Origin of the sequence: Asaia spathodeae NBRC 105894, from assembly GCF_025994195.1 — a bacterium.
Lineage (GTDB): Bacteria > Pseudomonadota > Alphaproteobacteria > Acetobacterales > Acetobacteraceae > Asaia > Asaia siamensis.
In genome coordinates this window covers 1-12,274 of record NZ_BAPY01000050.1, presented here as the reverse complement: position 1 = coordinate 12,274, position 12,274 = coordinate 1, and the positions used below count along the sequence as shown (strand labels likewise).

Genomic DNA, 12,274 nt, shown 5'->3' with positions numbered 1-12,274 from the left:
GCGCAGCGCGTGGGGGTACCCACGTAAAGGCGTCATTACGGCTTTACGTGTCATTAGCCCTGCCCCAGGGAAAGGGGAGGGCGCGTAGCGCGTGGGGGTACCCACGTAAAGGCGTCATTACGGCTTTACGTGCGATCTTGACTTCAACTCGTCTCGCATCGCGCCCCGGCATTTGTCTCTGACACCACGCGATTAGCACCATGATCCCGTGCAGAGACTAAACGAATTGCGCCAGACAGAGCCACTCGCACGGCGCGCCCATTTGGCATTGATTAGGCTGTCATTACGTAGTTACGTGATGACACTCCGTGTCATTACGTAGTTGCGTAACGCCGTAATGACGTGTAGGCTGATAAGACATTAAAGGGATGAGACATGCCGATACTCACGATCGCCTCCTTTAAGGGAGGCCCTGGCAAGACGACGCTGTGCCAGATCATCGCTTCACATTGTGCTGCTATCGGATTGCGAATTGCCGTAATCGACGCGGATCCGACCAAAGCGATGTCCGACTGGCACAAGAGCACGTATGAAGGCGCTGCATTCACCTGCGTACACGAGATCTCGGAGCGGAGAATTGCAGACCTAGCGCTCGATCTTGATCAGATAAATGATCTTGTGCTGATCGACACCGCGGGGTTCGGCAATCTCGCCGGTGCAGTGGCTATGACTGTGGCAGACAATATCCTGGTCCCACTGACGGCCGGAGCAGCGGATCTCAATCAAGCGGAGGAGACGATCAAACAAGCAAAAGGTCTCGCATCGGCCGCGCGGCGTCAGATCGAGGTTCGGGCGATCATGAACAGGCTTTCGAGAACGAATCTGACGAAGCACGCAGAGGTCGAGCTGCGCTCCGCCGGGATCCCGACCCTAACATCCACCATCTCCCATAGGACCGCTTTCGGCGAGATCTCATACTCCGGAGTATTACCTACAAAAGGTCCCGGTGCAGACGAGGTGCAGGCTCTGATCGCCGAGCTCACCAAAATCGGCTGGATACCCAGTAATGCTCCTGGCTTAAACCAAGTGGAGCCGAGCTGATGCTGAAGCCACGCACCCGTCATAACGCCGAAGCAATCACCGCAGTAGCTCTTGGAGAAGCGCAGACGAGCCAAGAGCGCCCGCAGCCGTCCGCAAGCAGGGGAGCAGAAGCGCTGCAAACAGCACGCGCAGTCAATCCACGGTTGCCGCCGGCACAGATTGAGCCCGAGGACAAATCAGTCAATCATAATATGCGCGTCCGTAGGAGTACTCTACGGGCCCTTGGCATTGCCGCAGAAGAAAAGGGAATGAGTGTCAAACAACTCATCATGACGCTAGTGCATGAGGCAGGTATCAAAGTAGCTGCGGCAGATTTAGAGAACGGTAAAATCACGCCGTGGCGTGATCGTTGATCACCGTACACCCCTAGCGCGCGCATACTCTCAAAACCGACTTCGACCTGGATTACGAGCTTTTACACTGGCCTCGTCAATATAGGTCTCGACAACCTGGAGGCTCTTGTGACGCGAGAAACGCTTGAGCTCGAGCAGGTCGTATCCATCCTGGGCGCCGGTGTTGATCGCACCGCGCCGCAGGCTATGACCTGAGAAATCACCTTCCAATCCAGCAGCGGAGCACCGCTTGCGAATGATGTCTGCGATCGCACGGTCGGAAAGCGCGTCCTCGCCGATCTTCGGCAGGGCAGGGGAGGGCATACCGGCTTTGACCTGGGCAGGTAGCCAGACCCTGCGAAACACTGGCCCCTCTTTGATACCAGCCGCACGGAACCAGGCGTTAAGCGCGAGGATAGGGCAGTGACGGGTTATCCCGGAGGGGATGCCGATCAGTTCGCCCTTCCGCGCCTTGTCGCCCTTCGAATGCCGCAGACGAACGATCAGGCCGTCCTCTGAGAACGTCAGGTCGGACACAAGCAACCCTGACAGCTCGGAACGGCGAAACGCCCCGGCAAAACCCAAAAGCAAAATGGCCCGGTCTCTGCGAGAGGTCGGATCCAGACCGGGTATCGCGTCAACTGCCTCCGTCAATGACTCCCAGGTGAGAGCCGTCTTCTGCTCCGGCTGTGGGTTGATTGCATTGCGGCGGATACCTGCCAGAGCCCCTGAGACCAGGGGATGGCTGGTAGGAATGGCGATCTGCGCCAGGTGATGCAGATAGCGCAGAGCCGCACGATGGATATCAATCGTGGATACTTTGCGCGCACGTAGCGCCATATCAGAGAGATACGCAGCGACGTCATCGCTGCGAGCAGGAAGGGCAGGGAGGTTATGGTCGCTCGCCCAGCGGCACCAGCCACGCACAGCCGAGCGATAGGTCCGCAACGTGTTGCCTGACTTGGCTAACTGGTTGAACACCTCGGCGGCATCGCGGGCTGTCTGCAGAGTCCCGTCGTGCTCGGGTAGGATGATCGAGGAGACGTGGGAGAACCACGCCGAAACGGCAGCAGGCGGTTGGCCGATAGGGCAGGGGGGTAGATCGGCGAGCGCTCTACCTCGGCCGGCGCCGCCCGCGTCCTCCAGCGCCCCTACGAAGCGAGGCACGCCGCTTTCCACCTCGAGACACAAAGTGAGCTTGTGCTGTTTGGGGAGAACGCCCACCACCCTTCGTAACGCTACAAGAGCCTGATCACTCGTTTCAGCCGGCTCCGCGATGATCGTGTCCGCGGCGAAGTCGCCGTTTGGTAATTGGCCGCCAGCCAGAACTACGGAGAGGGGAGGGGTAAACACTGCCTGGGATAAGATCATGGTCGCGTTGCGCAACTCTCCATCCCCGATGAGACCAATGGCGGTGCCATCCAGGCGATCGAGGACGACTTGCCGGCCTGCCGATCGGCTTCCAAACAACCGAACTTCATCAATCATCGACATGCAGTCCGACTAAACCTCATTCCTACTTACAATACCGACCCACAACTGGCCAGGAGCGTCCTGCGAGCAAGCAAGACCTGCTAACCCACTCGAAAAGGAGAGCTAACGGCCGAATGACCAGCCACGTGCGCGCAACCAGAGCCGCCTTAGTCTCGGATCCACCCAGATAGGCGTATACAGTGATTCAATTCAAAGTCTGCTGTCCACAAACAGATATACCCGGAGTAAAAATGAGGTCGATGCTATTGCCTCACACAGGGCAATACAGCATGTTTTTTATCTCACAAACGAGAGCTTCACGATGTCACGAAACCCCTTCATTAGATCGGCGCGGATCACACCCAAACACGTACAGCGTAGGGTCGCTCCGCTTGGCCTGAGAGATATTATTCTAAGCGTGCCGCCCTACTTTTCCATACGAGAATTAAATCGCACTCTCATCGCTGGCGTCATTCCTGCGCTGGCTTTCGTCTTGGCCTTACCGATAGTATTCTGCATCTTAGCGGTATCGGTTTTCGCTTGGTTCCTCGTTTTCAATTCAAGCAATTACCTTGCGACCGTTGTTCAGCTTGTCATGCAGCATACTTCCCAAGCAAGTCTGGTCGGTTTTTTCGATACAACTCGTGCTGAGATCATTCGAGGCGCCGAGGAGGTCGTCTTAGCCTTCGTTTTCACCTGCGGCTTTTGTGGTTGGCTTAGGCGCCTTAGTACAGACCGCCAACCGCGCGGCACCTAAATGAAGGAAAGGGCTTACCCTTACTAACTATCTCGTTAATCCATAAGCAGAGTAATACATGGACAATCTAGCTCATGATCTGCAGCTCCTCAAGCTTTGTTTCGTTTAATTTACGAAGAGCAGTCCAGTAACGGGAATTGGTTGTCAGGCAGGACTTTCTTCGGCGACGGGTCTTCCATCTCACTAAGTTCGCCTACTTCATGCTCCCGGTAGTCTGAGCGTCACGGCAAGGATTTCATGCTCAGTATGAACCGAAACCAGGGTCATGCGAGCCACGCGATGTAGCCCTTGCCGCCCCTCAATTGTATACACTGGATAATGCTCGAGTGCCTTCGCGAGGAGCGGTCCGCCGTGTTGGGAAAAATAATTGCCCAGGCCGAGCCGGTGTTCTTCGGTTGCCTTTCCGACTTTCTCCTCCAGATTAAGAATATTGGCTGCGCTTTGCAGCGCGCCGACCCATGACCACGATGAATCCGGCGATACCCCTATCTTGGACAGTGAAACGGGTTCGACCTGGCAGGTGCTTACCTGAAAATCGGACAGGAAAAAGCGCGCTTCGTCATAACGAAGACCGGCGGATAAGCTCGCGCTGATTGGAGCTTCAACCGGGCCCACCGCAAGAGTGCCCGATACTTCGATCGCGATCCGGTTGCCAGCATTCAGGGTCGTCGTAGCTTTTATCAGACGAAACTTGCAGCCGGCCTTTTCAACTGCGAGAGGTATTTTTTTATCGATCCGCTCTTGGATCGCCCGGCCCGGTATCCTTATCGTGACTGTTTTCATCCATCGGAATGCTGCAACGATGACGCACAAGCATAATATGGTGGCGACTGTTAATACAGTGATGAACTGCGACATATTTTCCTCAGTGTACACTCACGGAATGAGGGTGTTTTAAATAATCGATCATTGGAGCGGTGATCTGAAGCACCCAACGGCCCTGCTTAGGTGGCAGAAACGGGCCAATCATCACCTATTCCCAATCCGTTAGATCGCCGAGCGCCATTGATGTTTTCACTGCGCGTTATGACACAGGCAAGAAGTGAGCCAGATCTCAGGCTGGACGTACTTGAGGCGACGAACTGGACCCTTTCAAATCGTCACTCGCCTGCTCTTTTTTTCGATAGAACTCAGCTAGTTTTCTAAGCCAAAGCTCCTGATCAGGATCTTTGTTGTCAGCCGCCACAGCCACTTTACGCAGTAATACAAGTTCTTCGCGGTCAATCAGAGTGACATCCAGATCCGACAAGGTTGAGCGCAGAATCTCCGTAGCCTTGTCCCCGATAGCGGATGGATCTGGTCTCTGGGATGCCGCCCCGGAGAACCACGCGGGGGCCGCGAAACTCTTAAACATCCCACTCGCTTGATTTGAGGCCTCGCTCAAAATGCCAACGGCGAGGCGCCTGCCAACAGCTTCAACAGCGTCGCCAGCAAGAGCTGCTGCTCCTACACAAACATCCGGAATCGACATTATTGCGAGACCAGCCAATACACCTAGAACCACGATGTAAATCCTTCCTTGACCGCCGAATTTCTGTGCGGCGGGGATTGGTTGTCGATCTGCGTCACGTAGGCATCGTTATCGATATATCTGGACCACGAACGAATTGGCGTAGCAGCAGCAAGCGTAGGCTAGCCCGAAATTAAAAAAACCAGCAGTAAACCGTGCGGCAGTGCCCAGGACGCGCCCATAGGTTGCGTCGACGAGGCTAAATGATAAAGGACCTTTGGGGCCTACAATCACCCCCAAAAGAATGAACGCCGCTTGCGTGAATTCATCGCATAACTGCCAATGGTATTTTACGTGGAAAAACATGCATCCGCATGCGGCAAAAACGAAGGGCAGAGACCTTAAAATGCCTCTCTGAGAAAGACGTTTTGTATCACTGAAACCATCGACATCAAAAATATTGTTTGTTTTCACCATTTCTATTTCCCCGTGGAATGGATTAGGCAACGCATGGGCCACTTCGTGCAGAGGATTGACTATACCTATGAATGGCCACTTCCGGCTACCACCAAGGTGGGGTTAGGTTGTCGGCTGAACGGCTGCGCGAGCGGGCCAACCCGATTGTCCAGCCACACGCATCGAAACTACGTCGCGGAAATAGCGATATGCGGCGACCGCTGCGTCTTCAGTCTTCGCCTCGGGGAGGCCTGGAACCAGTAGCGTCTTGCCGTCATATGCGTGCCGCGCGGTGACAGTAATAATCTCCCGCAACCTCTTGGCGCTTCGAGCCTTCCCTAATGGCAAGGCCCCTTCAGGAACCACAGTGCCAAAATCAATTTCACCAGACCGATAGCAGTATGTGTACATGATGGTTATTCCTTCCGGCATTGACTTAATGATGGCGATTGCACGCACTGCGGAGGCTTTCTCCCGTTCATTCGAGATTCTAACCCAGGTCTGCGCAATCCAGAGGCTTACGGTGCGGTCGCCGAAGCGATGCCACTCAGGGTCATCCCCACCTTTTATGGTGCGAGAATCATGGCTGCCTTCGGCTTCTTCCTAAAACCGAATGCCCTGCCTCTTCCCGCGATCTCCGTTTCGCCTCGCCTCTCGAAAACAAATCTCTCTTGCCCATATTTTCATTCCCATTGTAGATTTGCAATCCGAAAGTTTACATCAGGAATGAAAATTCTAATGAAGCGGGCGTATGTTCGGGAGGGGGTGCCTGGGTGGTCGGTGGAGCGGCAGCTGGCGGCCCTGTCCGATGCGGGATTCTCTGGACCAATTTTTCAGGACGCGATGACGCGCGGGGACAAGCGCGGAAGACGTGTAGAGGCGTTGACCGAACGGGCTTCGCTACTGCGCCCGAGCGGCCGGGAAGGGCGGGAAACCATTATCGTCGCCACAATCCGTGCCCTGGCCCTAAATTCAGGCCCCGACCTGTTAGGCGCATTGAAGGCCGCAGCCGATCGGGGAGCTACGGTTCGGGCGCTTTCGGAACGGCTTGAGATTCCACCAGGCGCCGGGATTGCCGAATTAATTGCCGCGTCGACAGCATGGGATAGAGGTAGGCGAATTGACCAGACAGCGGACGCGCGGACAAAAGGAAATGCCGCTGCTGCCGCGCGAGCTGCTGACCGTCGCGCGAAAGCGGTGGCGATTGCACGCCCGCTTTGGGGTTTGTCGAGCGGGGAAATGCCGAACACCGAGATCGCGCGGCGTGCCGGTCTTTCGATCACCACGCTTTATCGTACCTTAGGCCGCAGATCTGTTGCGCAGAAAATCGCCAAACAGAGGAGGGAGAAGAACAATGCCTGACAAGCAAACGACCAGTGTAGGAGGATGACTCATGTTTGATGGACAGCCCCGGGAAAGTCGTCGTCGTTCAGTTGATCAAATGAGAAATAAGAGCACCACATGGGATGTGTTTATCTACAAAGTTATTCCGAACATAGCTGACAACGCGCTGATTCTATGCCTGATAGCGTTAGGCTTGCTCGTATATGCGGCATTTCTCGGTATCGGATACCATTTGGAATACACTTCCGACGACCCGGCTCCGATGATTCCGCGGGCATCAATGCTTCGCTGGTACCTACCAGCAGCCCCCGCGGTTGCGGCGTGCGTCATCATGGTGATTACCACGCTTGCGCTTCGCTTCAGAAGGCGTCGACCCTGGAGTTGAACGGCGCTCCGAAGAAGCTGGTCAGGTTCAAGGTCAGCGTGCTTCAGCCCGGGCTGATCGCCTGACTGGGCCAAGTGATTTTCAGAAGGGAAGCAGAGTATGCCCAACAACCAAACGACCTGCGCAAGAATAAGTGATGAACTCTATCTGAGACTCTCATTAGAATCGTCAGCTACCATTCTTAGGAAACACAGAGCCTCCGAACGTGTCGCCCCAGCTTTTTCCGAACTGACTGCGCTCCTGGTAGTGGAAATGCACGGTTATCCAAAGCGCAAAGATATAGATTATCGTCGCATCAGCAATTTGGGGGCAGCGCTCAATTCCCTTGGAAAAGATGAAATTGAGGGGCATCGGATAATGACGGCTGGGCACTATACGATGAAGGAACACTACAAGATCAGCGCCGACTTTTTGAATGGGCAATGGGGCGGCATAGGATGCTGGACGCCATGAAAACGGACAACCATACGACCGAGTCTAGCTTTCCGGCATCCCTTCGCCCCGCGCTTCAAGCCCTTGTCGCCGAGGCGGGCGCAGATGCAGCAGAATCGAGAGAACTTGCGGCCGCTTCTGAAGATGAACTTATCACGGCCGCTATGGTGAAGGAGGGGCTGGAATTGGTCGGTGTCAATCTCGAGATAGACGCTGCATATCAGGTCTGGTCCATGATTTCTCTCAATTTACAGGCCGGCTGGCTCAATGGACCTCGTGATGCGGCCGACGCGCTGATCGCAGTGCAGGGACTGTGTCAGGATATTGCTGACGGGGCTGACTACGCAGGTTTCTCAGGAAAAGGGTAAAGCAAATGACTGACGACGAAACGACGATAAGACGGCCGCTAGCCAGTCGGAAAGGGAAAAATCATGGATAACGTTGAGCCAGACATCCTCCGACGAGCCGGAAAGCTGCCGCGAGACCGACATGGGTATGACGTTGGCACGGTACGCATCAATAATTCCGAAGACCTCAAGATTAGGAGACACGGCCCTCTCGGAGAAGAACCGTGGGGGATAATGAGGCTAGATCCTAATACGAAAGATTATGTCTTTGAGAGTCTGCACGAAGAGACAGCGTCATCTTCTGGGATCCGCGGCGACGAAGGATACGTTTCTGGAAAAGTCGTAAAAGACGCAGGTGGCACGCTGCCCTACTGGGATCCAAATTTATAATCAGACCAGCGAAACACGATGACAGATGTCAATTATACGACCAAGCCTGAGAGACTTTACACTGAGCTTGCCCTGACCCTCCTCAGCACTCTTGCCGGAGGCGTTATTTTACTTTTCCTCACGCTCTGGTCCGATCTGAATTTTCTCGACTACATGGCGTGTTCGATTTTAGCAGCGGGAATCGGGCATTCGGCCCATCTCGCAAAAAAGATTTTGAAAGGGGGAGCATGACGTGAACGACAACCAGACGACTGCATCCATACATGAACCACAAGTCGAGCGAGGCGGAACAGTTGAACTGCCTGATATCCAGCAGACGGCGGTTGGTAACGTCCCCAGCTCCTTATTTAAGCTACGCCTGACCACCCCCTTACGACAAAGACTGGAAGCCCAGGCAGCAAGCCGTGGTCTAACACTAACTGGGGAAATATTACGTCGGATCGATGAAACATTCTCGGATGCGTCGGAGCGACTCACAAGTCTAGAGAAACTCGGGGCAGAGCGAGATAGGCGCCTGCGGGAGTTGGAGGAGCGGATTCATGTCCTTGAGCAGAAAAGAGACGACTTCGACGTCAGATAGCCGAACAACCGGAAGTGAAGGGGACAAGAGAAAAATGATCGAACAACACTCATTTGAAGTCTCGTTCGCTGGCAGACTCACGCAAATCATTATTAACAGGGAGAAGCAACTGCAACCTGGCATGTATAAGGCAGAACAATATCTGATTGCTTACAGAGGTAATTTTTCTTACCTCGATGAATATGCGCATGGTATCGATCGTCAATTTTGGTTCTTTGTACGGCAGGAAGACGCGGATAACGTCAATATCTTATCCGACCAGGCCCGTGCGGCATTCCAACTTGCGTACACCCGAGTAGCCGAAGATTTTGCGAGTGACCGCAAAGACGAGAACACATAGGCTGGTCACCTTTTCGAGACCGACCGCAGCGTCCACCGCGGAGGCGGAAGCTGGCGTCCAGCTTGGAGCACACTGGCAAATGCGGCGAGCCTCTGAGGCGCGCTTTCTACCCGATCCGCTGCGGTTTCGCACCCATCGCAACTACTCTTGATAATGATGGTAAACAATGCGGCGCACTCACAACGCATAGTAATATACTTCTCAGAGCCGCTTAGACCCTGTTTGGAAAGTCCCCTGATGATGGCCCCTGATGATGGCCCCTGGTAGCTGCACCGAGCAATTGACGGTCACGAAACAGCGGAAATCAGGGCATTTGCGCAAAAGTTAAATGGGCCACCCGACCATTTGTCGGGCTCAGACGCAGTTTTCAAACAGGCTCTTACGCGGGGACAAAACGTGGCAGCAACGAGGGAGTATCTCATGCTCGAAGAATATAGTCGACAAGGGCTTCACAACGCCGCACCACGCGTGATCGGGTTCGCCGACCGTTGGGTGATTACCGCATATTGTCTTCTTAGCACTGGAATGGCGACAATTCTGGCTCAGTTAGTGTTTTTGCGCGTCCAGGATCCAGATAGTCCCCTATATTCAAACATGGCATGGGTGTTAGTCACTTATGAAGGTACTCATATCGGGTTAAGTCTGATCATCGCAGGTTCCATGCTTCTCGTTTTTCGCACAGCACGCATTCGACATCCTTGGAGAAGCCTAACTTACGGCTTGGGGGCGGCCGCTTCTTGTTCGTTGATCGCAACGACGATAATGGGTACGTACAACAGCGTCGTAAATATGCAGCACCTTGCGAGCCAATATGAGGCCGCGGCATCTCTCCATGATCCAGCCGCGCTCACACAGGCCAGATCAAAAGTACTTGCATATGTGTACGATCACGCCGGTAGTACGTCGCACAAGCTCCGGGCATTGCGCTTGATGGCGGACGAGGCCAATCCGATGACGGATAACGGCATTTTTGGTTGGATCCATTACGCTCGAACGTCTGATGGCATTCGCATGGCGAAGTACCGCGTCTAACGATATCCGCTGATATCAAAGGCTGGAACCGCTGGTTCCAGCCAATCCCCTGCCACTTTTCGTCCGCTTACCTACTTCCGATAATAAGAATTATCGGAAGTAGGTTGGGTGAGGGGGGTCAAATTGCAAAAAAGCGCAATTTGAGCCTTATGCCATTTAAGAGTAAGTTCCCTCTCTTGCCTTTACGAATGTAAAGACGTATAACGCGCCTTATTCGGAGGGAGTAAGAAGCCATGGCGTCCATCAATTTGCGCATCGACGACACCCTGAAACACGCTGCTTATCAGCGCCTCTCAGAGCTGGGGATCACACCCTCGGATCTGATCCGCCAGACCTTCGAATACGTCGTCGAAACCGGAAAACTCCCGGTCCAGCGCGTCATCCTGTCGAATGACGATCGCGATCTTCTGACTCTCGTTCGTGAGCGCCTTGCCTCACCCCAGGGTTCGATTGCTGTTAGTCTGGATGACCTGTGACACGCTACGCGCTCCATTTCGATCCACGCGCCAAACGCGAGTGGGACGCTCTGGATGGCAGTATCAAGACCCAGTTCAAGAAGGTTCTGGCACGACGCCTTGAACATCCGCACGTCCTCTCAGCCCGTCTCACAGCTGACCTTCGAGACTGCTATAAGATCAAGCTACGCGATGCAGGATATCGGCTCGTCTACAGGGTCGATGACGGCAAGATCCTTATCCTTGTCATCGCTATAGATCGACGCACCGGGGAGGCAATCTATCGGGACGCTGCGAGGCGCGCTTGAGCGGTCGTCAGAACCCGTCCCCCTTTCCTAGCGACAGGCTTTACGCCGCGCTCAGCCGAACCGCTGTCGCAATCGGGCGACTGGATCAGCGTCTCCATAATCATCCTTTGCTCCCAGCCATCCTGTTCCGTGAGCGGATCGAGGCGGCACGCCTCTGTGCCGCAGCTGACGGCTGTCTCATTGATCCATGGCATCTGGCTGCAGAACTGGAGGGATTGCGTCCCAGGTTCGAAGCTGAGGATGCTCTTGAGCGCGGAGCCCGTATCGATAACGCAAGAATAGCCCTCGAGCAGTATCAGTGGCTCTGTCGGCCGACACAGAACCAGACCGTGCAAATCAGTGCAGCTGTCATGCAAATAAGAGACAAGTCGATCACTGTTGGCCCACTTCTCGGGGCTGCCAAGGCGTTTCATGCATGGATCGATGCCGGAAATGCGCGCGCTCCCATGCGTGGTGCCCTTGTCCTCTTCTGGCAGGAGGCACGACTCATACGGGTCGGTCTTCCACTTACCGGCGCCCGGGCTTTTACGACCGGCACGTCCTGGGAGCGCGCATTATGGATACCGCGGTTTCTCGATTGTCTTGCGGAGGAAGCCGAGGCAATGGAGACACGTGTCGATGATATCGAGCGACAATGGCGTCATGCACGTGGGCGTAGCGGCGCACAGCGATCAACCTCCCGTGCCAACACGGCTATCGACCTGATAGCCGCTTTCCCCCTGGTTTCTGCAACACGTCTTGCCCAGATGCTCCACATCTCGATCAAGGCGTCTTACGTCATGCTGGAGCGGTTTCTGGCTGACGAAATCGTTGTCGAAGTAACTCATCGCTCTGCACGGCGGCTTTTTGCTCTTAAAGGGTTCGAGCCATTACGCGACATCGTCAGCGCACCACGCCGACCTATTCCGGGACGTCGCCGCGGGCGACCACGTCGGGAGGTAGAAGAGACGATCTGTAATCTTGACGAAAAGAACAGACCGTTAGCCCCTTTTTCTCCTCAAGCCTCTCTCGACGTCGATTACGATGCGCTCGAAGAGGCGATTGCTGCGACCGACAAGGCGATTGAGAAAATAAGAAAGATTAATATCGATATACAAATGAAATATATAAATTATTAGATTTTCCATACAGTCAACAAAAAGGAAAGATCAA

The 12,274-nt window shown here is 54.5% G+C and carries 14 protein-coding genes; 11 read left to right on the top strand and 3 right to left on the bottom strand.

Annotation, left to right across the window (positions count from 1 at the left end; translation table 11 throughout):
• Window positions 1–375 precede the first annotated feature (375 nt).
• Both AA105894_RS13010 and AA105894_RS13005 read left to right on the top strand, forming a co-directional pair.
• On the top strand, window positions 376–1,041 hold the full coding sequence (locus AA105894_RS13010) for a ParA family protein (RefSeq protein ID WP_267312132.1): 666 nt from the start codon (window positions 376–378) through the stop codon (window positions 1,039–1,041).
• Entirely contained in the window at window positions 1,041–1,394 is a 354-nt protein-coding gene (locus AA105894_RS13005; protein WP_267312131.1) for a hypothetical protein, read from the top strand. Before AA105894_RS13010 ends, AA105894_RS13005 begins: the two co-directional genes overlap by 1 nt.
• A gap of 30 nt (window positions 1,395–1,424) precedes the next feature.
• Here the strand turns inward: AA105894_RS13005 and AA105894_RS13000 are convergent, their stop codons facing one another.
• From AA105894_RS13000 to AA105894_RS12990, 3 genes are all read right to left on the bottom strand, one after another.
• Window positions 1,425–2,867: a tyrosine-type recombinase/integrase gene (locus tag AA105894_RS13000; protein ID WP_267312130.1), complete on the bottom strand. Its 1,443-nt coding sequence runs from the start codon at window positions 2,865–2,867 to the stop codon at window positions 1,425–1,427.
• 934 nt (window positions 2,868–3,801) lie between these two features.
• Entirely contained in the window at window positions 3,802–4,461 is a 660-nt protein-coding gene (locus tag AA105894_RS12995; protein WP_267312129.1) for a DUF1439 domain-containing protein, read from the bottom strand.
• 196 nt (window positions 4,462–4,657) lie between these two features.
• Window positions 4,658–5,107 (bottom strand): hypothetical protein, encoded by a 450-nt coding sequence (locus AA105894_RS12990; protein WP_267312128.1) that lies wholly within the window; start codon window positions 5,105–5,107, stop codon window positions 4,658–4,660.
• A gap of 984 nt (window positions 5,108–6,091) precedes the next feature.
• On the opposite strand from AA105894_RS12990, the gene AA105894_RS12985 reads away from it, so the two are divergent.
• The 9 genes from AA105894_RS12985 to AA105894_RS12945 all read left to right on the top strand — a co-directional run bounded on the left by AA105894_RS12985 (window position 6,092) and on the right by AA105894_RS12945 (window position 12,240).
• Complete coding sequence (locus AA105894_RS12985) at window positions 6,092–6,871, top strand: hypothetical protein (RefSeq protein ID WP_267312127.1); 780 nt, start codon at window positions 6,092–6,094, stop codon at window positions 6,869–6,871.
• A gap of 466 nt (window positions 6,872–7,337) precedes the next feature.
• Entirely contained in the window at window positions 7,338–7,691 is a 354-nt protein-coding gene (locus tag AA105894_RS12980; RefSeq protein WP_267312126.1) for a hypothetical protein, read from the top strand.
• On the top strand, window positions 7,676–8,038 hold the full coding sequence (locus AA105894_RS12975) for a hypothetical protein (protein ID WP_267312125.1): 363 nt from the start codon (window positions 7,676–7,678) through the stop codon (window positions 8,036–8,038). Before AA105894_RS12980 ends, AA105894_RS12975 begins: the two co-directional genes overlap by 16 nt.
• 387 nt (window positions 8,039–8,425) lie before the next feature.
• Window positions 8,426–8,638, top strand: a complete 213-nt coding sequence (locus AA105894_RS12970; RefSeq protein ID WP_267312124.1) for a hypothetical protein — start codon at window positions 8,426–8,428, stop codon at window positions 8,636–8,638.
• A gap of 308 nt (window positions 8,639–8,946) precedes the next feature.
• The gene (locus tag AA105894_RS12965; protein WP_267312123.1) at window positions 8,947–9,327 is read left to right on the top strand and encodes a hypothetical protein; all 381 of its coding nucleotides are present in this window, start codon (window positions 8,947–8,949) and stop codon (window positions 9,325–9,327) included.
• Between the two features lie 420 nt (window positions 9,328–9,747).
• Window positions 9,748–10,359 carry a hypothetical protein gene (locus tag AA105894_RS12960; RefSeq protein WP_267312122.1) on the top strand — a complete coding sequence of 204 codons (612 nt, stop codon included), beginning with the start codon at window positions 9,748–9,750 and terminating at the stop codon, window positions 10,357–10,359.
• Window positions 10,360–10,592: 233 nt separating this feature from the next.
• On the top strand, window positions 10,593–10,835 hold the full coding sequence (locus AA105894_RS12955; protein ID WP_267312121.1) for a type II toxin-antitoxin system RelB/DinJ family antitoxin: 243 nt from the start codon (window positions 10,593–10,595) through the stop codon (window positions 10,833–10,835).
• Window positions 10,832–11,122, top strand: coding sequence for a type II toxin-antitoxin system RelE family toxin (locus AA105894_RS12950; protein ID WP_267312120.1), 291 nt, complete (start codon window positions 10,832–10,834; stop codon window positions 11,120–11,122). Before AA105894_RS12955 ends, AA105894_RS12950 begins: the two co-directional genes overlap by 4 nt.
• Window positions 11,119–12,240: a Fic family protein gene (locus AA105894_RS12945; RefSeq protein ID WP_267312119.1), complete on the top strand. Its 1,122-nt coding sequence runs from the start codon at window positions 11,119–11,121 to the stop codon at window positions 12,238–12,240. Before AA105894_RS12950 ends, AA105894_RS12945 begins: the two co-directional genes overlap by 4 nt.
• Window positions 12,241–12,274 lie beyond the last annotated feature (34 nt).

What these genes read in the sequence shown, in the direction of transcription:
- AA105894_RS12995 (WP_267312129.1), bottom strand. Translation starts at nt 4,461, where the DNA reads ATGTCGCAGTTCATCACTGTATTAACAGTCGCCACCATATTATGCTTG.
- AA105894_RS12975 (WP_267312125.1), top strand. Translation starts at nt 7,676, where the DNA reads ATGCTGGACGCCATGAAAACGGACAACCATACGACCGAGTCTAGCTTT.
- AA105894_RS13000 (WP_267312130.1), bottom strand. Translation starts at nt 2,867, where the DNA reads ATGTCGATGATTGATGAAGTTCGGTTGTTTGGAAGCCGATCGGCAGGC.
- AA105894_RS12955 (WP_267312121.1), top strand. Translation starts at nt 10,593, where the DNA reads ATGGCGTCCATCAATTTGCGCATCGACGACACCCTGAAACACGCTGCT.
- AA105894_RS13005 (WP_267312131.1), top strand. Translation starts at nt 1,041, where the DNA reads ATGCTGAAGCCACGCACCCGTCATAACGCCGAAGCAATCACCGCAGTA.
- AA105894_RS12965 (WP_267312123.1), top strand. Translation starts at nt 8,947, where the DNA reads ATGTCCTTGAGCAGAAAAGAGACGACTTCGACGTCAGATAGCCGAACA.
- AA105894_RS13010 (WP_267312132.1), top strand. Translation starts at nt 376, where the DNA reads ATGCCGATACTCACGATCGCCTCCTTTAAGGGAGGCCCTGGCAAGACG.
- AA105894_RS12970 (WP_267312124.1), top strand. Translation starts at nt 8,426, where the DNA reads ATGACAGATGTCAATTATACGACCAAGCCTGAGAGACTTTACACTGAG.
- AA105894_RS12985 (WP_267312127.1), top strand. Translation starts at nt 6,092, where the DNA reads ATGGCTGCCTTCGGCTTCTTCCTAAAACCGAATGCCCTGCCTCTTCCC.
- AA105894_RS12980 (WP_267312126.1), top strand. Translation starts at nt 7,338, where the DNA reads ATGCCCAACAACCAAACGACCTGCGCAAGAATAAGTGATGAACTCTAT.
- AA105894_RS12960 (WP_267312122.1), top strand. Translation starts at nt 9,748, where the DNA reads ATGCTCGAAGAATATAGTCGACAAGGGCTTCACAACGCCGCACCACGC.